Genomic DNA, 21,497 nt, shown 5'->3' with positions numbered 1-21,497 from the left:
TCATCCCATCTTGTCATAAAGAGTGAAAATGCTAACGCATCAGATGGGGCGTCTGAGGTGAATTCCTTCACATCAGACAAGTGGCTGAGCAACAGGGATGTACTGGTGTGTGTCGGAGAGTGAATGCCATGATGAACCTGTGACATGAGTGCTCAGTGATACATTCTTGGCTCTAAGGTTTTCAAACTAATTCAAACTCAATCTAATACACAATTAATTCATGCTTTATATCATTTACTCTTTCACAAACACCTGACGGCCGTTTACCCAGGTGGCGATGACCTTGTTTTGCCATATTTGTTGCGGGTTGATAGCAAAGTAATCGTCCTCAACCAGAATAAAGTCTGCTTTCTTGCCGGATTCTAGCGTACCTAATAACTGCTCTTGGTGGCCGGCATAGGCAGCGTCGATGGTGAAGCTTTTAAACGCTTCAATACGCGACAGTTTTTCACCCGCTAACCAACCATCTAAAGGTTTGTTGAGATGATCTTGACGGGTGACAGAAGCGTGTAGACCAAAAAATGGGTTTGGCGATTCAATAGGAAAGTCTGAACCATTAGCGATGACCGCATTAGCGTTTAACAATTTACGCCATGCATACGCACCGGCAAGGCGGGCTTTGCCTAAACGATTTTCAGCCATGTTCTTGTCGCTGGTGGCGTGGGTTGCTTGCACTGACGCGATAACGCCAAGCTGAGCAAAGCGGGGCACGTCGGCAAGGTCGAGTATTTGTGCATGTTCAACACGGTGGCGTAATGCTTTGGAGTCAGTTGCTGCAATGGCGGTTTGATATTTATTGAGCACCACTTGATTGGCGTTGTCGCCAATGGCATGAGTGTTGACCTGAAATCCGGCTTTCATTGCCTGTAAAATGAGTTTGCCTAATTGCTCGTCTGAATACAGCATTAACCCTTTGTGACCGGGTTGATCTGAATATTCTTTAATTAACGCAGCGCCGCGGCTACCTAATGCACCGTCGGCAGATATTTTTACACTGTCGACTTTAAACATGTCGTCGGCAGTGGTGATGTGGCCTTGTTTTAAGATGTTATCAAACCTTGGGTCTTCAACCGACAGCATGCCATTGACTCGAACGATCATGGCATTGTTAGCTGCCAAATGTTGATATGCTTTGATGTTATCGATGCTGATGCCGGCATCATGTACGCTCGTGAGTCCGTATGAGGCTAAACTGTCCATTGCTAGGGATAAGGTTGATTGTAATTGCTGCTGATTAAGGTCTGGAATGATGTTAAATACTAAGTTCATCGCATTATCGATAAGCACACCGGTAGGGTTACCTTGCTCGTCTTTAACTATTTCGCCGCCTTCTGGTGCAACAGTAATGGCGGAAATTCCGGCCAGAGCTAACGCTTTGCTATTAACCCAAATGGCATGACCATCAACACGGCCAAAAGATACTGGATTAGCTGTAAAGGCTTTATCTAATGTGTCTTTGGTTGGGAATTGTTTGCTGTCCCATAACTCCTGGTTCCACCCGCGGCCCATTAACCAACTGTCAGTGGGGTTTTTCTTAATGAATGCTTGGGCGCGTGTTACGGCGTCTTGTTCGCTACTGGTGTTGGTTAAATCAGCGGTTAATAAGCTTAAGCCGTAACTGAGCACATGACCGTGGGCGTCGATTAATCCTGGCAGTAAGGTTTTACCTTTACCATCAATGGTGATGATATCGGTTGAAGAGGGTAAAGTCTGGTCTTTGGTGAAGAGTTGGTCGACTTTATCGTCGGTGAACTGAATCGCATTAAAGGTGTGTAATTTACCGTTAACTAAGGTGTAGCCATTAACATCATGCACTAATGTGGTTTGCGCAACGGAGTTGGCGCTTAAACCGGTAAGGCACAATGCTACCGACAGTGCTAAATACCCTTTTTTCATCATTTTATCCCTTTATGCAATTCATTATTCAACACTTATTAAATGTTAATTAATCGTTAATGGCAAGGGCTAAAAAAATTGGAAAAATCGCCTAACAGGGTTAGGCGATTGTGGTGCTGATGCTTATTTAAATTTAGCTAACGTTTTAGCCAAATCATTCACATCTAGCACGTTGTAGTCAGGTTGTGCCGCTAGTGGGAACAACACTTTACCAGGACGACGAATAAATGCAGTTTGTAGGCCGGCCTTATCAGCACCAGCAATATCCCAACCGTGGGCTGCAACCATTAGGGCTTCGTTAGCATTAACGCCTAAATCTTTAATTGCCCATTGGTAAGTGCTTAAATGCGGCTTAAATACACCAACAGACTCGATGCTTAAGTTGGCATCAAAATATTGGCTTAAGTTTGCATTTTTAAGCTGTAATTGAACGCCTTCTAATGATGAATTCGTTAAGGTTACGAGCTTATAACCTTGAGCTTTTAATGCCGCTAAACCCTCAGCAACATCAGGATGCGCGGGTAAAGAGCGTAATGGCGTAACAATAGCAGTTTTAGCCTGTTCGTGAGTGATGGCAATGCCGTTAATCTCGGCCACCATTTCGAGTGATGCCACTCCAATATTACCAAACGATTGATACTCGCCAGTGGCTGAAACCACTAAAGAGTGATGCAACATAGTTGAGAACCATAATGGCAATAAATCGTCACGACCATTTAGCGCCGTGCCGACTGATTTACGCATGTTTTCTAGATCTAACAGGGTTTCATTCACATCAAAAATAATCACTTTTGGCTTGGTGAGTTGTGCTGCTGATTCTGTTGAGTCATTAGCAAAAGCGTTGCTGCTGTTAAGCAACAAAAATGCACTAGCAAGTGATAATAGTGTGCGGATTTTCATAATACCTCTGTCAATATAGGTTAGGTTAAGGGTAAATAATTTTGAGCGTTCGTTCATAATATGCCTAGCCTAAATGAAATAGAGCTTAAAATCACCCTTTAATTGATATTGGCTGTTGAGTGAAACCATGATTGTGTGTTTGAAATGAGCTTTAGATGCGCTAAAAACCGGCGGCAGTAATAATATACTAACGCCGGATATATAGCTTAGCGAGGCAGGGCAACCACCTGACCATTTTTGACCACGTTTTGACAAGGATTAACCCCATAGGCATACGCCAGTTGTGCTGGAGTGTTGATATCCCATAAGCAAAAATCGGCCTGTTTGCCCACAGTAATACTGCCAACGCGATGCTCGAGCCCCAATGCCTTGGCGGCATTAAAGGTCACACCTTGTAAGGCTTCTTCTGGGGTTAACCTAAATAAGGTACAAGCCATGTTAAGCATTAATAAGGTTGAACAAATCGGTGATGAACCAGGGTTAAAGTCGCTGGCAATCACCATCGGCACCTTGTATTGACGCAGTAAATCGATGGGTGGTAATTGAGTTTCGCGTAAAAAGTAAAAAGCCCCGGGTAATAAGGTCGCGCAGGTACCACTTTCGCTTATCGCTTTAACTCCAGCCTCGTCTAAATACTCAATATGATCAACCGACTTAGCACCCAAGCTTGCGGCTAAGGCGCTACCCCCCATATTAGATAACTGTTCAGCGTGTAGTTTTATCTGCAACCCGGCTTGTTTAGCCGCACTTAATACTCGCTCGGTTTGCTCAAGATTAAAGGCGATATTTTCGCAAAATACATCAACAGCATCCGCTAAACCTTCTGCAATAACCGCGGGCAGCATGTCATTAATCACAAGGTCGACATAGCCGTCTACATCGTTCTGGTATTCTGGCGGAATGGCATGGGCGCCTAAAAATGTGGTGCTAACATCGATATGATGATGCTCGCCAAGCTCACGAGCGATGCGCAATAGTTTGAGTTCGGTTGCGGTATTTAAGCCGTAACCCGATTTAATCTCAACGGTAGTAACACCTTCTCTGGCGAGGGCATTTAAGCGTTGGCGGCCGAGTTCAAATAACTCTGCTTCATCGGCATCACGACAGGCATTAACCGTTGAAATAATACCGCCACCTGCGCGGGCAATATCTTGATAACTGGCGCCTTGGAGCCGTTGTTCAAACTCATTGGCGCGATTGCCAGCAAACACCAGGTGAGTGTGCGCGTCGATAAGTCCTGGGGTTATCCAACCCCCTTTACCTCTGTAAACCGGCGTTGCCAAAACATCAAATTCGGGCAGTTCACTGCGTGGGCCTACCCAGGCTATTTTACCGTCTTTTACGGCAATCGCAGCTTGAGGTATCGCCCCGTAAACACCATGAACGCTCGGGTCCATCGTTGCTACGTTGACATCTATCCAGACTTGATCCCACACCATGATAACCCCTAGAAAGACAAAATCGCGGTAAATAATTATTCGCTAAACAATACTTGTTTTAACTTGTATATACAAGGTAGAGTTGATGCAGTAATAAACAATCATCCTATTTTAATGAGCGTGGAAATCCTGATATGGCCCAAGCAAAATTTGCCCAAATTAAACAATTTATTTTGAGCCGTATTGAAACTGGCGAATGGCAAGAAAACGAACGCGTGCCGTCTGAAAACCAATTAACGGACTTGTTTGCGTGTAGTCGCATGACCGCAAGGCGGGCGTTAACTGAGCTGGTGGACTCGGGCGTGTTAGAGCGTACTCAAGGCGTGGGGACTTTTGTGGCGGGGTTAAAATCACAATCGTCACTGTTGGCCATTCGTAATATTGCCTACGAAATTAAAGACCGTGGCCATGGTTATAGCGTTACACCGCTTGAGTTAACACAAATATCTGCCACAACCGTTGTCGCAAATGCGTTAGGGCTTGAGGTTGGCAGTCCGGTGTTTTATTCGGTTTTGGTGCATTGCGAACAAGGTTTGCCCCTGCAAGTGGAAGAGCGATTTGTTAATCCTGCGTTGGTTCCCAATTATTTAGCACAAGACTTTACGTTGCAGACGCCCCACGAATATCTCTCTGCCGTAGCGCCGTTAACTGAAGCGCGCCATACCGTTGAAGCCATCATGGCCAATGAACGATTACAGCAGCAATTAGCGATAACTGCGACTGAACCTTGTTTGCAAATTTTACGCCGCACCTGGTCGCGCCAAGGAGTGGTGAGTTTTGCACGGCTAGTGCATCCCGGTAGTAAGTTTAAATTAACCTCTGCGTTGGTAAGCAAATGATGCCAATCAATGAATTTATCGTACCCAGTTAGCAGCCATAAGATTAAAACCTAAAACCTAGGCCTAAGACTTAAAATTTATTACAACAAGACCAATAAAAAACCAAACCGAATTAATCGGTTGAAGAGGATAATATGGACAAACGACACGATCCAAGCCGTCGCATTATTGCGCCACACGGTACTCAATTACAGTGTAAAAGTTGGCTAACTGAAGCGGCAATGCGGATGTTAATGAACAACCTTCACCCCGATGTGGCTGAACGCCCAGAAGATTTAGTGGTATACGGCGGTATTGGGCGCGCCGCGCGTGACTGGCAAAGCTACGACAAAATTATTGAAGTATTGCAGCGCCTTGAAGACGATGAAACCTTATTGGTGCAGTCGGGTAAACCTGTTGGGGTGTTTACCACTCATGCGAATGCGCCAAGAGTGATTATTGCTAACTCAAACCTAGTGCCACATTGGGCTAACTGGGAGCACTTTAACGAGCTCGATAAAAAAGGCCTGGCGATGTACGGCCAAATGACCGCCGGTTCGTGGATTTACATTGGTTCGCAAGGCATTGTGCAAGGTACTTACGAAACCTTTGTCGCCATGGCAAAGCAGCACTTTAATGGCTCGTCAGCAGGTAAGTGGATTTTAACTGGTGGCTTAGGCGGCATGGGCGGCGCACAACCACTGGCTGGTACCATGGCGGGTTACTCGGTACTCACCTGCGAAGTGGATGAAACCCGTATCGATTTTCGCATGCGCACGGGGTACGTCGACAAAAAAGCCACGTCATTAGACCAAGCCTTAGCGATGATTTACCAAGCAAACCAAAACGGCAAGCCTGTTTCAGTCGGTTTGTTAGCCAATGCTGCTGATGTGTTTACTGAGTTAGTGACCCGCGGTATTACCCCTGATGTGGTGACCGACCAAACGTCCGCGCACGACCCATTAAACGGCTATTTACCGCAAGGTTGGAGCTTAGAATACGCAGCGAAAATGCGTAAAACTGACGAAGCAGCAGTCGTTAAAGCGGCGAAGCAATCAATGGCGGTGCAAGTTAGAGCCATGTTGGCATTGCAAGCAGCAGGCGCAGCTACGACTGATTATGGTAATAATATTCGTCAAATGGCATTTGATGAAGGTGTAACAAATGCCTTTGATTTCCCTGGATTTGTGCCTGCGTATGTTCGACCTCTATTTTGTGAAGGTATTGGACCATTTCGTTGGGTTGCGCTGTCTGGCGATCCTGAGGATATCTACAAAACCGACGCCAAGGTTAAAGAGTTAATTCCTGATAATCCCCACTTACATCATTGGCTCGATATGGCGCGTGAGCGTATTGCGTTTCAAGGTTTGCCTGCACGTATTTGCTGGGTCGGTTTAAAAGACCGTGCCCGTTTAGCGTTAGCGTTTAATGAGATGGTTAAAAGTGGCGAGTTGTCGGCCCCAGTAGTCATTGGTCGAGACCATTTAGATTCAGGCTCGGTTGCCAGCCCCAATCGTGAAACTGAAGCCATGCTTGATGGCTCTGATGCGGTGTCAGATTGGCCATTAATGAATGCGTTATTAAATACCGCCAGTGGCGCCACCTGGGTGTCGTTGCATCATGGTGGAGGTGTCGGCATGGGCTTTAGTCAGCATTCTGGTGTGGTGATTGTGGCCGATGGTACCGATGAGGCGGCTGTTAGGCTAGGGCGCGTATTGTGGAATGACCCTGCAACTGGGGTGATGCGTCATGCCGATGCGGGTTACGACCTTGCAAAAAAATGTGCCAAAGAGCAAGGCTTAGACCTGCCAATGTTAGGAGCGTAACCCATGTCGACTTACTCATTTGAATTGATCCCAGGTACATTAACACTGGCACAAGTCCGTGCGATTAGCCGTAATAGCGTTAAGCTAACGCTTGCCAAAGATGCGATTAAAGACATTAATCAAAGTGCTGAAATTGTCCAGCAAGTGCTACGTGAAGGTCGTACTGTATATGGTATTAACACTGGGTTTGGCTTGTTGGCCAACACCAAAATAGCGCCGCAAGATTTACAAGTTTTGCAGCGTTCAATTGTGTTGTCTCATGCCGCAGGTATTGGCCAATATATGCAAGATGCCACGGTGCGTTTAATGATGGTGTTAAAAATTAACTCATTAAGTCGTGGGTTTTCAGGTATTCGGTTAGAGGTGATTGAATTTTTAATGCAGTTGGTTAACGCCGGTGTGTATCCGTGCGTACCCGAAAAAGGCTCTGTAGGTGCGTCTGGCGACTTAGCGCCATTAGCACATATGTGTTTGCCATTATTAGGCGAAGGCGAAATGAGCTACCAAGGACAGATTATATCGGCAAGCGAAGGACTAGAGATTGCCGGATTAGCACCGATTGAACTGGCCGCTAAAGAAGGCTTGGCATTATTAAATGGCACGCAAGCATCGACCGCATTAGCGCTTGAAGGCCTGTTTAATGCAGAAGATTTGTTTGCCGCCAGCTCTGTTATTGGCGCTATGAGTGTAGAGGCGGCAATGGGCAGTCGTAGTCCATTTGATGCTCGTATTCATGCGGCGCGTGGTCAAAAAGGTCAAATTGATTCGGCGGCGATATTTCGTCATTTATTAACAAGCGAGTCAGAGATCAGCCAAAGCCACACCAATTGCGAAAAGGTGCAAGATCCATACTCACTGCGTTGTCAGCCACAAGTATTGGGTGCGTGTTTAACTCAAATTCGCCAAGCAGCAGAGGTGTTAGGCACTGAAGCCAATGGCGTCACCGACAATCCGCTAGTGTTCCAAGATACTGGCGATATTATTTCGGGCGGCAATTTCCACGCTGAACCAGTGGCAATGGCGGCAGATAATTTGGCGATCGCGATTGCTGAAATGGGCTCGATTGCTGAGCGACGTATGGCATTATTAATTGACTCTAGCTTGTCAAAGTTACCACCCTTTTTAGTTAATAATGGTGGGGTGAATTCAGGCTTTATGATTGCCCAGGTCACGGCAGCCGCACTGGCGTCTGAAAACAAAACCTATGCGCATCCTGCTTCGGTAGATAGCTTACCAACATCGGCAAACCAAGAGGATCATGTTTCGATGGCCACTTTTGCTGCGCGACGCTTGCGTGACATGAGCGAAAACACCCGCGGCGTGCTCGCCATTGAATTATTGGCTGCGGCGCAAGGGCTAGATTTTAGAGTCCCATTGCAACCCAGTGCATCAGTGGCTTTGGCTAAAGTAGAGTTAAGGGAGGTTGTGTCGTTTTATGATCAGGACCGCTACTTTGCCCCAGATATCGAAAACTCGGTCGATTTATTGCTTAGTGCCAGTTTCAATCGACTATTACCGCAAGGGTTAATGCCAAGCTTTTAGGTCAGATTTTTAGACAACACTTTTAGTCCACACTTTTAGCGTTAAATTTATATAATAAAAGGGCCGCAAGGTCCTTTTTATTCGGTAAAATTTTTGAAATATTGCTGGTGGTATGTTGAGTTAATTTTATTGAATGAATGTGCTGAATTGAATAGTCATTTAAGTGCATAATGTTGGCTGTAAACCTTTACACTCTGGTTTGTCTTTTTGGATATTAAACGTTCTTTTGTGTAAAGGACAATGTTGCTAAGGATTGTGTGTGAATACAGAAGTACGTATTGAAATTGCGGCCTGGTTAACGAGCCTAGGTATTAACAGCCAACCTACAGATGGGTTAGCGACCTCGATATTAATTTTTTCCTGTTTATTGATTGCTGGGGTCGGTTATTACATTGCACATCGTTTTGTGGTGCATGGGTTAAATGTGATTATTCGTCGTTCGTCGGTGACGTGGGACGATATCTTTATGCGTTTCAATGTACTCGAACGCCTTGCGCTATTGGTGCCAATAGCGATTCTCGACTTGCTCATACCGATAGTGCTGACGTCACATGACCTTGCCAGCATGATTATTGATCGCTTGCTGAGCTCGTTATTAGTGTTTTTTATCTTACGGGCTATTTACAGCGCATTGAATGCCGCTGATGAAATTGCCGACGTTAATCATATTAACCGTCGCTTACCCGTAAAGAGCTTTGTCCAGCTAACCAAATTATTCTTGTTTTTTATTGGTTTAATTGTTGTCTTCGCAATCTTAGCCGACCGGTCGCCTATTTATTTCTTTAGTGGTTTAGGTGTTGCCACCGGTTTAGTGATGTTGGTGTTCCGCGACACTATTTTAGGTTTTGTCGCAGGTATTCAGTTAGCGGCGAATCGTATGGTGAGTAAAGGCGACTGGATCCAAATGGATAAGTACGCTGCAGACGGTGCGGTAGAAGATGTGACGCTAACCACGGTCAAAGTGCGCAATTGGGACAATACCATTACCATGATCCCTGCCTACGCGTTGGTGTCTGACGCCTTTAAAAACTGGCGTGGCATGTCTGAGTCTGGCGGTCGCCGTATTAAACGTTCAGTGAATATCGACGTTAACAGTATTCAGTTTTTAACCGATGAAGAACGTATTCGCTTAGGCAAAGTTAATTATTTAAAAGAATATTTGCCGCAAGCATTCAGTGAAATCAGTGCCGCTAATGCCAGTATTAGTGACATTGAGATGAAAGTGAATGGCAGAAGACTCACTAATATCGGTACTTTTAGAGCGTATTTACAAGAGTATTTGCGTCGTCATGACAAAATTCATAAAGACATGACGTTAATGGTAAGGCAGTTGGCTCCGACTACCGAAGGCTTGCCGATAGAGCTGTATATTTTTACCAATGATATCCGTTGGACTTATTACGAAGCGATTCAAGCGGATATTTTTGATCATATTTTTGCGGTATTACCCGAGTTTGGCTTACGTGCATTTCAAATACCGACCGGAAATGATATCCGCAGCATTAAACAAGGTGCTGAACAACATTGATCATCGTGCAATATAAAGGAATTTGAAGTGGGCAAGTTATTTGCGCTGATGTGCTTGGCTTTGCTAATGGTGCCTGCACAGGCTAATTGGTTAAACGACATCAATCGGAAAGTCCGTTCTTTGGGGGCAGAAGAAGCACAATTCGCCACACCACTTTCAGCGTTAGAGTTAGCAGGCTACCCAGCTCAATATCAATATCAACGTGTGATTGTGCCGAGCCATGACACGCCTTTATTTGTACTCCAAGCAGGGCTTGAGCATCAAGATACCGTGGTACTCATACATGGCCTAGGTGATTTAGCCTCTAAAGATTGGCTTAGCGTTATCCCTGCATTAGCCGAAAAATATCATGTAGTGGCTATTGATTTACCAGGTTTTGGTTTGTCGCAAGGCGCGGTATTTACTTACTCTCCAAAAGAATATGCCAAAGTGATTGACTGGGTTATTGGGCAGTATCGTCATGCTGGGCAACTGCGCTTGGTTGGTCATTCAATGGGGGCTGCGATTAGTTTGTATTATGCCAGCCAATATCCTGGGCGTATTGAACAACTGGTATTGGTCGATGCCGCAGGCATTTTAGATCGCACTGCATACATTAAACATCTTTCCACCCGTGATAATGATCAGGCTGATTTACCACAAGGCATGAGGCGAGTATTAGCGCGAGTCGATAACTTTGCCGATAAAATGCTTGAAAAAACCGGCACCGGATTTGACCCAACACGGTTATTTAGCGCTGATTCGTCAGTGCGTAATATGACCATTGGCGAGCAAACGAATATGAATGCCGCATTGGCGCTCATGGAGCAAAACTTTTCGGTGCTCAGTTACCAACAATTGCCTGCCACCCAGATCATTTGGGGGGCACAAGATACCGTAGCGCCACTCCGCACTGCCTATGCTTTGCAACATGTGTTGCCTTTGTCTCAATTGCATGTGATTAACGATGCTGGCCATGTGCCGATGAAATCTCACCCTCAGGTATTTAATTCATTATTACTGGCTAGCTTGCAAGCCTCTGCTACCGTGCGCCCATTACGCACGGCTAATGTTAGCCAGCGTGTTGGGCGTTGTTTTCAAGATGATCAAACCCAATTTAGTGGTCAATACCAACAGATTATATTGAATGACTGTAAGCTCGTGCGTTTTGATAATGTGGATACGCAACAACTCATCATGACTGATTCGATACTCAACATGGCAAAGAGCCGTATTGGTGCAGTAGGCCAAACAATGACAGTCACTCGCAGTGTTATTACTGCAACAGATACTGACATAGTGGGCAGAATGAAAAGTGATCGCAGTCGTTTTGATTTTGCAGGCGTGACTTTTTACGGCGAGTCGCCAGTGTTTGTATCGCAAGCATCGACTCGGCTGGTATTGTCGCTAACAAGAATTATCACTGCTACCCACTCAACACGACTGGGTGGCAGTTACGTATTGGCCGAACAAAGTTTAGAAAGCGCCTTATAAATCGTTTACCGTCGCTCTGTGGGCGCTTGTAATTGGTAAACGGGGATGTTTTTGGGGCGATAACCTGTAATTGAGCGGTAAAAATCCATTAATTGATTCATTTCAACTTCGATATTACCGGTGGGCACCATTGGCGCCGAGAGCACAATTTTTTTACGGCCAAAATCTAATCCCACAGGAACAATCTTAACCTCAGCTTTAACGGCAATATGATAAAAGCCACTTTTCCAGCGGGTAACTGGGCTGCGTGTACCTTCTGGTGCCAGAGCTAATTTATAGTTGGGGTTTTGTTGAAACAGTTGGGCAGCAGCATCTACTAAATTGTTATGTTTGCGTCTATCTACAGGGCTGCCTCCCATTGCACGAAATAACCATCCCCAGGGGGCGATAAACAATTGGTGTTTACCTAAAAAGTGGATTTTAGTGCCTAATGCGCTGCGGGCCATAATACCGATGATAAAATCCCAGTTACTGGTATGAGGGCCGACTATCATCACGCACGGTTGAGTTTTATCGAGTTGTCCTTCAAACGTCCACCCCAGTAGACGCAGCAATCCTGAGCAAAGTGTAGTTAACATATTGAGTCCTAATCAGAGCATTTATGCTTCTTGTTATTAGTTTTTCGCACCAAATCGGGGCGTTTAGTGATTAAAGCATATAACCCAATATTAGCCAATTGTGTATGAGGATGAACGCTGCGGGCTGACTAAGTGAGTAGCACCCGCATTGATGTGATAAGGGAGTGTTAATGAGTGGTCGGTTTATTAAATTCAGCAATACGTTTGGCTTCGTCTAATATGACTTGTTCTCGCTCTGATTCTGATTTCATTCGTTCAAAATCAAATTTCATCCGTTGCTGTTTAGGCAGCGCTTGGCGTGCGTCCATAATCGGATGGTCTCTGATAATGTCATAGTGAGCGAACAAATTAGGGAAATCAGTGGCGACTTGTTCAGACATTGATAATGCATCAAACAATTTACCGATGCGTACGACACCTTCAGAGAGCTCGCAACGGTCCTCTAGCATGGCCGCCGCAATATAGCGGATATCGGTTAGGATTTGTTGTCTTCGCTCTTCTGCCTTGGCTTGACGTTCAGCTTGCGCTTGTTGGTTGGCCTCAGTACGACGCTTAAGCGTTAATAATAGGTGAGTAGCGTACGCGGCAAGGGCGATGATAATGAGTAATGCAATAACGATGGCGATTGTTGGCACAATTTATCCTTTTTTGAATACAAAACTGGCGCGTACCTAGTTGATTTGGTATTTACCCAATCAACTCGGTGTGCGCCAGTTTATCCCATTCAAATGAAATTCATTGAGTGGTTTAGTCTTCTTTTTGATAGTCTTTTAGCAGATCGGCACCCGATTCAAAACGATTCATTAACTCATCGTCAGTCAGTTGCTTTTTAGGGCTTGGCGCTGGCGACTCATCACCTTCAGTTAAGCCTAAGCGTTGCATTAACTGTTCAATTTTATCTAATTGAACGTCTAGCCACTTTTGATCTGCATCAGGAAGATCACGACCTTCTTCAAGTTGATCAAGTAATTGATTCAGTCTTGGATCGTCTTCTAACTTTAATAACTTTTGCTCGTCAGTTAAGTTAGGCTGTTTAGGCTTAACCACTAATGGCTCAGTAATTGATTTAGGCAATGTTAATGCAACCGGCTTTTTACTGCCATGGCGTGCATCTTTTTTTACCGCTGCGCCACTACCTGATGCTTTACTGAGTAAAGCTTCATTGTGGCGGCTGCCAGATTTACGGCCCGTTTCTGATTTCTTACCATCGACCGTGTTGCGATCGGCTTTTTTTACTCTTGGGGCAAACTTAGGGCCGTTTTCGCCGCCTTTGCGAGTTTTTTTACTGCGAGCCATGATGTTCTCGTTAGGTTTTCTAAACACGTCCTTACAGAGCAATTTCTATAAGGCACTAAATATGGATGCGCTTTATATCAGGTTTTGACGATTTTTGCATCAAAACCAGATCTTTCGATGCAAATAATAGCTCAAAATCGCTATTGGAGGCTAAATATTCGAATGTTGCTTGCTGATAAAAGCTGACATGAGTGGGATTGTTTTTATAGTGCCACTTCGCAAATAAGGCTTTGTCGGTCATCAATGGCGTACTAATGGCTAACCAACCATTAGGTTTAATCAATTGATTGAGTAATTTCCATTCTCGGTATGGATGCCTAAAGTGCTCAAAAACGCGATAACAGCAAACAAAATCGTAGCTTTGATTTAATACAGATTGATCTGCTGCGAAGAACGGGTCGTATTGATTAACTCGATGACCAGCCTCGGTAATGGTTTGTTGGCTTTTTTCATCTAATACTCTGCCAAAGTTTAACCCTGTTAAACTGCCTGTTTGTTGCTGCGAGATTTGTTGTAATAACGGTAATACAAATTGTGATAATTGCTTTTGTTTTGAGGAACGTTGCGCTCGACCATAGCGTTGTCGTTCTAAGTTAGGCATAAGGTGTGATTTTGGATTAGCGAAAATTAAGCCGCACTGTGAGCAGGCGTAGAAAGCTCTTTTTTTGTCTTGCACAAAAAACGCAGCTGAATGATGACAAAGTGGGCATGGGCTCATTAACGACAGCAGCACCTTAGTAAACAATATATATAGTGATAACAGTAAATTATATCAATGTCCAAATTCTAATGCAGATTATACCATTCCACATTAATAAGTGACCACTCAGAATGCGTTCAGCGGTTTTTGATTAAGGCGTTGCTATGTAGTCATGTTTGTTCCCTTTCAAATAGCGAGAACGCAGAGCAAAAGCGGCTGGTGCATTCCTTTCAGGCGAGTTTTAAAAGGGCTTACACTGCGTTGCATGACTTCGAAAGAGAACAACTATTCATTCAGTCATTCGCCTTGTTTAAGCCCTTTTAAATTCTCGCTGAGAGATCATTTACTAACGAGCAATGGTATTAGTAGAAATAGACTTGCAGACGATAGAACCCTAAAAAAAGCATAAAAAAAGGTGGCAGTAAACTGCCACCTCGTAAAACAGTGCTTATACGCACCTTATTCTGATTCCAAGTATCCGTACTTGCTATGTGACTATCCCGGTCAGATCGTAACTTTTATTGTGCTTTCCGTGCTTTTTTAGTTGTTATTGGTCATCGCTGACGCTTTTTTATATTCTGTCGCCGTCCTGACTACAGCTTCCGTAGATGGTCTTCAATGACGCATCATTATCCTAATTGTCTTCTGTGACTAACAGTCAACCATCCTTGTTTTAATGTACCTTCGAGTAAGCTTCTTGTGGGCGCATCTTCAACAATATGTTGGATTTGCGGTTATTTGAATCATTCAAATAACACCAAAAGGGTTACTCTGTTGTGTAAGGCAGTGCTAAATAGCAAATTGACCAGTCGGTCTGTTCCTTACAAATTTTACGACCTGGATTTCAAATTGAAACCGCGACTCATATTATTATTGTTGAGTGGCCTTAAATTATTATTGTTATGTGTTTTCTTTATTCTTATATCTTAAATGTATCAGTCCGAAATCTGCTTGATGTTATTAGATTTATGGTTCAAACAGTTGGGTTTACCTCGGTACGGGGTGTATTTAACTCTAAAACCGTGAACTGTGTCAAGTAATAATCCGTGAAGTTGACGTAAACGTAAGCTTTTAGCGGTAAAAAAAGGGCATTTAAATGCCCTTTTTATTATTCAATATTAAGCTAATTATTTCTTAATGGTTGAAATATATTTAGATAATGCTTCGATATCTGCATCAGATAATTTTTTAGCAACATCTTGCATCATGCCATTCAAATCGTTGTTACGAGTACCGTCACGGAACTTAGTTAACTGGATTTTGATGTAGTTAGCATGTTGACCGCTAATCATAGGGAAGCCAGCTGCGCCAGCGCCACTGCCATCTGGGCCATGACATGCGATACAAGAGGTGATGCCACGAGCTGCGTCGCCACCTTGGTATAGTTTTTCGCCTGCTTCAGTCCCTTCAACCGCTGGATTAGCTGATTGAGTTTGACTCGCAAAGAATGCAGAGATGTCAGCAATGTCTGTATCGCTTAATCCCATTGCCATACCGCCCATAATAGGGTCCATACGGCCTTCTTTACCACCCGTTTGCATGGCAGCGCGGAATTCTGTTAATTGCTTTTCAAGATATGCAGGGTGTTGGCCTGCAATTTTTGGGTACATATCGATCATGCTGTTGCCGTCAACACCGTGACAGGCAGAACATACGATTACTTTAGTTTTGCCGACTTCAGCATTACCTTCAGCCATAGCAGGTGATGACATAGTGGCTACTACAGACAGCGCAAGAGCTAACTTTTTCATGGCGTTCCAACTTCTTGTTAATTTATTGTCCTGAGCTTACTAGGAAGACCCGCAAGCGTGGTAAAATAGTTTTTCCAAGCGCTAATGATGTAGTTTACGTCGTTCGAGTAGAACGAGATCAAATATTACTACATCACACATATCAGCGTTACTTGGGTATATAATGTGATCCAGCTAATATTTTACACGAAAACGTGCAAAAGTAAGCAATTGTTAAACATTTATGGTAATGCGTTTACTGAAAGTAATTAAATTGGAGTGACTAGTGACCGAATCTCGTATCGATTTCCGTAAGGCAAAATTTTTAATCAGTGCGCCAGATATTGCACATTTAGATCAGTATCTACCTGGGGATATCGGGGTTGAGATTGCGTTTGCTGGCCGTTCAAATGCGGGTAAGTCGAGTGCGTTAAATGCACTAACAGAGCAAAAAAGCTTAGCCAGAACCAGTAAAACGCCTGGTCGTACTCAGCTGATTAACGTATTTGAATTAGATGCCGACCGTCGTTTAGTCGATTTGCCGGGTTACGGTTTTGCCCAAGTACCATTGGCATTAAAAAATAAATGGCAGCAAGCATTAGGCGAATATTTGCAAAAACGCGCCTGTTTAAGTGGTGTAGTGGTGTTAATGGATATTCGTCATCCACTGAAAGATCTCGATATGCAGATGATTGAATGGGCGGTATTAAGCCATATTCCGGTGTTAGCGCTGTTGACTAAGTCTGATAAGTTGACCCAAAGCGTCAAGATGAAAACCGTTAATGATGTACGTAAAGCGTTAGGTGAGTTTAGTGACAAGGTACAAATTGAGCCGTTTTCGTCACTGAAAGGCACGGGTAAGCCTAAAGTGCTGAGTATTTTGAATGAATGGTGCCATCCTACATGGTTGGCTGAGCAAAAAGCGTTACGTGAGCAAACCGAACAAGAATAGCCTCTGATGTAATGCGGGCATGTTTTTGAATTAACCGACTTTATGTCGGTTTTTTTATGTAAAAATTCGGATGAAGAAATTGAGGCAAAAAAAAACCGACAACCAAGAGGCTATCGGTACAAAAATTAGCTCTTTTGGGGAGAAGCTAAATTCAACAAGACTCAAGTGCCACCAACTCAATTTGATGACCCTCAATAACCATAGAATAACTGCTTTTTTATCAAAGTTAAAGTATTTACTCTAAATATTTTTAGGTACGAAAAAAAACCAAAAAAAAGCCCCAGCAACCTAAGTTGCTGGGGCGCCGAATTTGGCTAGTCACTATTGCTAGTGAAATAAAGGTTTGAAAGATTGAACATCTTAACCTCTGTACCCTACGACTGAGATAATAGCGCATTCGCCTTAAAATGAAAAACTGTTTTTCATAAAAAGATACAATAACTGTGATTGTCACTGCAAATGTTTGCTTAATTGTTAACCATGTCGTGTGGATTGTTGAGTGTTTTACAAAGTCGTTAAGATTTATACCCATCCGTATGGCGCTTATTTTTAACGAAAGAAAATTTGTAAAAATAGTGTGCAGGTTTGTAGAGTCCGGCTTATTGAAGACAATTCGCGGTTTGCAATGACGAAGGTATCACTTCATTTGTGTCCTTACCGGCCAGTACAATAAACAACAATACCGTATTATCAAATACGGCATTGTGGATGGGTGAGTTAATACATTACAAAATGTCAGTGATAAGCTTAATGTGGATTAGTGTGCTTCATCCCAGTTATCGCCCACACCCGCTTCTGCCAGTAACATCACATCAAGTGATGCCGCCTGGGCCATTAGGTCGCACACTTTGGTTTTAAGTGCGTCAGCTTTGGCTTCATCAACTTCAAATACTAATTCATCGTGTACTTGCATAATTAGGGTGATTTCACCTTGCGTGTCTTGGTTTATCCACTGGTGAATGGCAATCATGGCTTTTTTGATGATATCGGCAGCGGTGCCTTGCATCGGTGCGTTAATCGCGGCGCGTTCAGAGGCTTGGCGGCGCATTGCATTACGGTCGTTGATTTCTGGCAGGTACAGGCGTCGACCAAATAGGGTTGATACATAACCTTGCTCAGCCGCAGCAGCACGCGTTTCTTCCATATATTTCAACACACCCGGATAGCGAGCAAAATAGGTGTCGATATAAGTTTGTGCCTCGTTACGCGGAATATCTAATTGCTTGGCTAATCCAAACGCTGACATGCCGTAAATTAAGCCAAAGTTAACCGCTTTCGCGCGGCGACGTTGTTCGGTAGTCACTTCTTCAAAGTGAACGCCAAAGACTTCAGCTGCGGTTGCTCTGTGGATGTCTTTACCTGCCGCAAACGCGGTTAATAAGCCGTTGTCTTGGGATAAGTGGGCCATAATGCGTAATTCTATTTGCGAATAGTCGGCCGCTAAAATTTTACGCCCGGCTGGTGCGATAAAGGCCTGGCGAATGCGGCGGCCTTCTTCGGTACGAATAGGGATGTTTTGTAAATTAGGCTCGCTAGACGACAAACGCCCGGTTGCGGCATTAGCTTGATGATAACTGGTATGAACGCGGCCGGTGGTGGCATTAACCATGAGCGGCAATTTATCTGTGTAGGTGCTTTTTAGTTTAGCCAGACTACGGTGCTCAAGAATAATTTTAGGCAGCGGATAGTCTAGTGCTAATTCTACTAACACTTCTTCAGAAGTTGAAGGCGCGCCTTTCGGGGTTTTCTTTTTTATTGGGTAGTTAAGCTTTTCAAAAAACAGCGTTTGCAATTGCTTAGGTGATGCGAGATTAAACTTTTCGCCGGCAATTTCATACGCTTTATTTTCAAGGTCATCGAGTTTTTTGGCCAGTTCACCACTTTGCTGACTCAGTAGCATTGAGTCGATCAATACCCCTTGGCGCTCAACGTCGGACAATACCTGAATTAACGGCAATTCTAATTCGTTAAATACGGAGGCTAATTCTGATTCTTTTTCTAAGCGAGGCCATAAGTGCTCATGTAAACGGAGTGTGATATCGGCATCTTCTGCGGCGTATGGCCCAGCAGTCGCTAAGTCAACTTGATTAAAGGTGATCTGTTTGGCCCCTTTACCTGCAACTTCTTCAAAACTGATATTTTTGTGGCCTAAGTATTTGAGTGCTAAGCCATCCATATCATGACGTGATGCCACCGAGTTAAATACATATGACTCAAGCATGGTGTCAAAGCGTACGCCGCCAAGCTTAATGCCGGCATTGGCTAAAATACTCATGTCATATTTTAGATTTTGGCCCACTTTTTGTGGCATTTTACCTTCTAAAATAGGACGCAGTTTTTCTAGTGTTGCGGCTTTATCTAATTGTTGTGGGGCATCCAGGTAGTCATGTGCTAGTGGCAGATATGCTGCCTTGCCTGCCTGAGTAGCAAAGGATAATCCCACAAGCTGGGCTTCCATGTAATTGAGGCTGGTGGTTTCAGTATCAACAGCAATCAGTTCAGCTTTGCTAAGCTCGGCTATCCATTTATTTAATGCATCTTCGGTGAGGATGGTTTCATATTCTGTTTCTATAGGCGCAGATACGGTGATTTCTTCATCGGTGTCCTGGCTAACAGTGCCAGTGGGTTGTTTGTTGTCTAATACTTCTGCTAACCAGCGCTTAAACTCCATTTCACCAAAGCATTTAATGAGTTCATCGCGGTCTTGAGGTTTAACATTAAGTTGGTGCCAGTCTTGTCCTAACTCAACATCTGTTTTGATGGTGGCAAGTTCGTATGACAGCTTAAGCATATCGGCATTATCGATAATTTTAGCGGGCATGGTTTTTGAGCCTCTAAAGCCTACCTCTACCACACTTTGTGGATCGGCAAGTAGCTGCGCCACACTGCCAACACCAGTTAACATGGCTAACGCGGTCTTTTCACCCACACCAGGCAAGCCGGGTATGTTATCGGCTTTGTCGCCCATTAATGCTAAGAAATCGATAATGCGATCTGGGCCAACGCCAAATTTAGTTTTCACTTCTTCTGGGCCCATGATGGTGTCGGTCATGGTATTGATTAAGGTGACGTGTTCGTTGACCAGCTGCGCCATGTCTTTATCGCCAGTACTGATTAACGTAGCACGGCCTTCTTTGCTCGCTTGTAAGGCTATGGTGCCAATGACGTCATCTGCTTCAACACCTGAAATGCTAATCAGTGGTAAGCCCATTGCGTGAATAATACGGTGCAGCGGTTCTATTTGGCTGCGAAGATCATCTGGCATAGGTGGGCGTTGCGCTTTATATTCGCCATACATGTCGTTACGGAAAGTTTTGCCTTTAGCATCAAAAATCACTGCAATATGGCTAGGGCTATAACGGCTCAATAAACTCCGAAGCATGTTAACAACACCATAAACCGCACCTGTCGCTTCACCTTTTGAATTCGTTAAATGAGGCGGCGCATAATAAGCGCGATAAAGATAAGAAGAACCATCGACGAGGATAAGCGGATTATTCGGAATTGTTGGCATAATTTGATTTTTCGTATTGTGTATTTTGCGAGACTGATAGGATGACATTATACCCACAGCACCTCAAGGTACTTGTGAGATTGTCGCCAATTTATCTCTTTAAGTGAGGAAGAGATTAATGGTCCGACAAGCCGCACGGTTGGTGAGTTTAGCTTATGTGGTTACAGGGTAAAATGTTGAATTTTATCGACGAAAAATGACCCGCAGCCTGTGGATAAGTCTGTGAGTGAAATAATCAACGTTGCTGGATAGATTTTCTTACGGCTTGAAATGAAATCAGTAACTTGTTGAATTTTATTTATTATTTTTATTTTTGTGAGCTATTTATTAATTTCAATAAATATAACTAATTTGTGGACTTTTTTATTGATGTCAGTTAAGCCACAATGGATTTTAATAATGTTTTATGGCTAAAAAAAGCCCATCAGGTAAATTTGACGTTCTAAGTTAGCACGATTTTTAATCAGATCAACCGTTTTGTTGGATTTATGTTGTAAATTTTACATTATCAATTAAAAGTACAATGAACAGTACAACTAAACGCTCAATTCAAATGCGTCACTGCATAAGGCATTAAGCCGAAGAACCAACGTTACATTACAAATGAAGGTGAATAACATGAAAAAGATAGCCGTGTTACTGAGTGGATGTGGGGTGTTTGATGGCTCTGAAATTCATGAAGCCGTGTTGAGCTTGCTGGCCATTACCCGTGCCGGTGCACAATATCAATGTTTTGCCCCAGACATTGCCCAAATGCACGTCGTGAATCATTTAACCGGTGAGGTCAATACTGACGAAACCCGTAATGTATTGGTCGAGTCTGCTCGTATTGCGCGTGGAGAAGTGCTTAATGCCAGCCATTTAGATATCAATGATTACGATGCGTTAGTGATCCCTGGTGGTTTTGGCGCGGCGAAAAACTTATCAAATTTTGCCACAACGGGTAGCCGCTGCCATATCAACCCGATTGTGGAAAACTTTATTCGTGATTTTGCCAACGCCCGTAAACCAGTTGGTTTTGTGTGTATTTCTCCGGTGATGATCCCGCTGATTTACGGTCAAGGTGTGACGGGGACTATTGGTAACGACAGTGATACCGCGCAGGCATTTAATGAGATGGGAGGATTACATCAGGCGGTTAAGGTGGATGATATTGTGGTTGATGAAGTGCATAAAGTGGTGAGCACGCCTGCATATATGTTGGCTACGTCGATTTTAGAGGCCCATTTAGGTATTGAAAAACTAGTTAATAAAGTGATTGAAATGATTGATTAATGGTTGCTGTTGTTAAAACAAAAACCACCG

16 protein-coding genes are annotated in these 21,497 nt (G+C 43.8%); 7 read left to right on the top strand and 9 right to left on the bottom strand.

Annotated features, from left to right (window positions below; translation table 11 throughout):
• Nucleotides 1–234 precede the first annotated feature (234 nt).
• The 3 genes from AC19MX_RS12790 to hutI all read right to left on the bottom strand — a co-directional run bounded on the left by AC19MX_RS12790 (nucleotide 235) and on the right by hutI (nucleotide 4,235).
• Nucleotides 235–1,899, bottom strand: a complete 1,665-nt coding sequence (locus tag AC19MX_RS12790) for an amidohydrolase (RefSeq protein ID WP_498298499.1) — start codon at nucleotides 1,897–1,899, stop codon at nucleotides 235–237.
• 120 nt (nucleotides 1,900–2,019) lie between these two features.
• The gene (locus tag AC19MX_RS12785) at nucleotides 2,020–2,796 is read right to left on the bottom strand and encodes a haloacid dehalogenase type II (RefSeq protein WP_432402241.1); all 777 of its coding nucleotides are present in this window, start codon (nucleotides 2,794–2,796) and stop codon (nucleotides 2,020–2,022) included.
• 206 nt (nucleotides 2,797–3,002) lie between these two features.
• Entirely contained in the window at nucleotides 3,003–4,235 is a 1,233-nt protein-coding gene (gene hutI / locus AC19MX_RS12780) for an imidazolonepropionase (RefSeq protein ID WP_498298497.1), read from the bottom strand.
• A gap of 134 nt (nucleotides 4,236–4,369) precedes the next feature.
• Here hutI and hutC point away from each other — a divergent pair, with 134 nt between their 5' ends.
• The 5 genes from hutC (at nucleotide 4,370) to AC19MX_RS12755 (ending at nucleotide 11,422) form a co-directional block, all read left to right on the top strand.
• Nucleotides 4,370–5,074 carry a histidine utilization transcriptional repressor HutC gene (hutC, locus tag AC19MX_RS12775; protein ID WP_498298495.1) on the top strand — a complete coding sequence of 235 codons (705 nt, stop codon included), beginning with the start codon at nucleotides 4,370–4,372 and terminating at the stop codon, nucleotides 5,072–5,074.
• A gap of 134 nt (nucleotides 5,075–5,208) precedes the next feature.
• Nucleotides 5,209–6,879, top strand: a complete 1,671-nt coding sequence (gene hutU, locus AC19MX_RS12770; RefSeq protein WP_498298493.1) for a urocanate hydratase — start codon at nucleotides 5,209–5,211, stop codon at nucleotides 6,877–6,879.
• Nucleotides 6,880–6,882: 3 nt separating this feature from the next.
• Nucleotides 6,883–8,421 (top strand): histidine ammonia-lyase, encoded by a 1,539-nt coding sequence (gene hutH / locus AC19MX_RS12765; protein ID WP_498298491.1) that lies wholly within the window; start codon nucleotides 6,883–6,885, stop codon nucleotides 8,419–8,421.
• A gap of 259 nt (nucleotides 8,422–8,680) precedes the next feature.
• Entirely contained in the window at nucleotides 8,681–9,949 is a 1,269-nt protein-coding gene (locus AC19MX_RS12760; protein ID WP_432402251.1) for a mechanosensitive ion channel family protein, read from the top strand.
• A gap of 27 nt (nucleotides 9,950–9,976) precedes the next feature.
• Nucleotides 9,977–11,422 carry an alpha/beta fold hydrolase gene (locus AC19MX_RS12755; protein ID WP_498298489.1) on the top strand — a complete coding sequence of 482 codons (1,446 nt, stop codon included), beginning with the start codon at nucleotides 9,977–9,979 and terminating at the stop codon, nucleotides 11,420–11,422.
• 5 nt (nucleotides 11,423–11,427) lie between these two features.
• Here AC19MX_RS12755 and AC19MX_RS12750 read toward each other — a convergent pair whose 3' ends face one another.
• From AC19MX_RS12750 to AC19MX_RS12730, 5 genes are all read right to left on the bottom strand, one after another.
• On the bottom strand, nucleotides 11,428–12,000 hold the full coding sequence (locus AC19MX_RS12750; RefSeq protein WP_498298487.1) for a lysophospholipid acyltransferase family protein: 573 nt from the start codon (nucleotides 11,998–12,000) through the stop codon (nucleotides 11,428–11,430).
• A gap of 167 nt (nucleotides 12,001–12,167) precedes the next feature.
• On the bottom strand, nucleotides 12,168–12,635 hold the full coding sequence (locus tag AC19MX_RS12745) for a DUF2489 domain-containing protein (RefSeq protein WP_498298485.1): 468 nt from the start codon (nucleotides 12,633–12,635) through the stop codon (nucleotides 12,168–12,170).
• A 112-nt stretch (nucleotides 12,636–12,747) separates the two neighbouring features.
• Nucleotides 12,748–13,296, bottom strand: a complete 549-nt coding sequence (yihI, locus tag AC19MX_RS12740) for a Der GTPase-activating protein YihI (RefSeq protein WP_498298483.1) — start codon at nucleotides 13,294–13,296, stop codon at nucleotides 12,748–12,750.
• A gap of 55 nt (nucleotides 13,297–13,351) precedes the next feature.
• On the bottom strand, nucleotides 13,352–14,014 hold the full coding sequence (locus tag AC19MX_RS12735) for a class I SAM-dependent methyltransferase (RefSeq protein ID WP_498298481.1): 663 nt from the start codon (nucleotides 14,012–14,014) through the stop codon (nucleotides 13,352–13,354).
• 1,109 nt (nucleotides 14,015–15,123) lie between these two features.
• Nucleotides 15,124–15,747, bottom strand: a complete 624-nt coding sequence (locus AC19MX_RS12730) for a c-type cytochrome (RefSeq protein WP_432402263.1) — start codon at nucleotides 15,745–15,747, stop codon at nucleotides 15,124–15,126.
• Between the two features lie 265 nt (nucleotides 15,748–16,012).
• Between AC19MX_RS12730 and yihA the strand changes: the two genes are divergently transcribed.
• On the top strand, nucleotides 16,013–16,678 hold the full coding sequence (gene yihA, locus AC19MX_RS12725) for a ribosome biogenesis GTP-binding protein YihA/YsxC (RefSeq protein ID WP_432402265.1): 666 nt from the start codon (nucleotides 16,013–16,015) through the stop codon (nucleotides 16,676–16,678).
• 757 nt (nucleotides 16,679–17,435) lie between these two features.
• Here the strand turns inward: yihA and polA are convergent.
• Nucleotides 17,436–20,192, bottom strand: a complete 2,757-nt coding sequence (gene polA / locus AC19MX_RS12720; protein ID WP_498298479.1) for a DNA polymerase I — start codon at nucleotides 20,190–20,192, stop codon at nucleotides 17,436–17,438.
• A gap of 618 nt (nucleotides 20,193–20,810) precedes the next feature.
• On the opposite strand from polA, the gene elbB reads away from it, so the two are divergent.
• Nucleotides 20,811–21,467, top strand: coding sequence for an isoprenoid biosynthesis glyoxalase ElbB (gene elbB / locus AC19MX_RS12715; protein ID WP_498298477.1), 657 nt, complete (start codon nucleotides 20,811–20,813; stop codon nucleotides 21,465–21,467).
• The last annotated feature ends 30 nt before the right edge of the window (nucleotides 21,468–21,497 follow it).

It is taken from the genome of Shewanella sp. MF05956, assembly GCF_059758055.1.
This window is presented reverse-complemented; position numbering and strand designations above follow the sequence as displayed.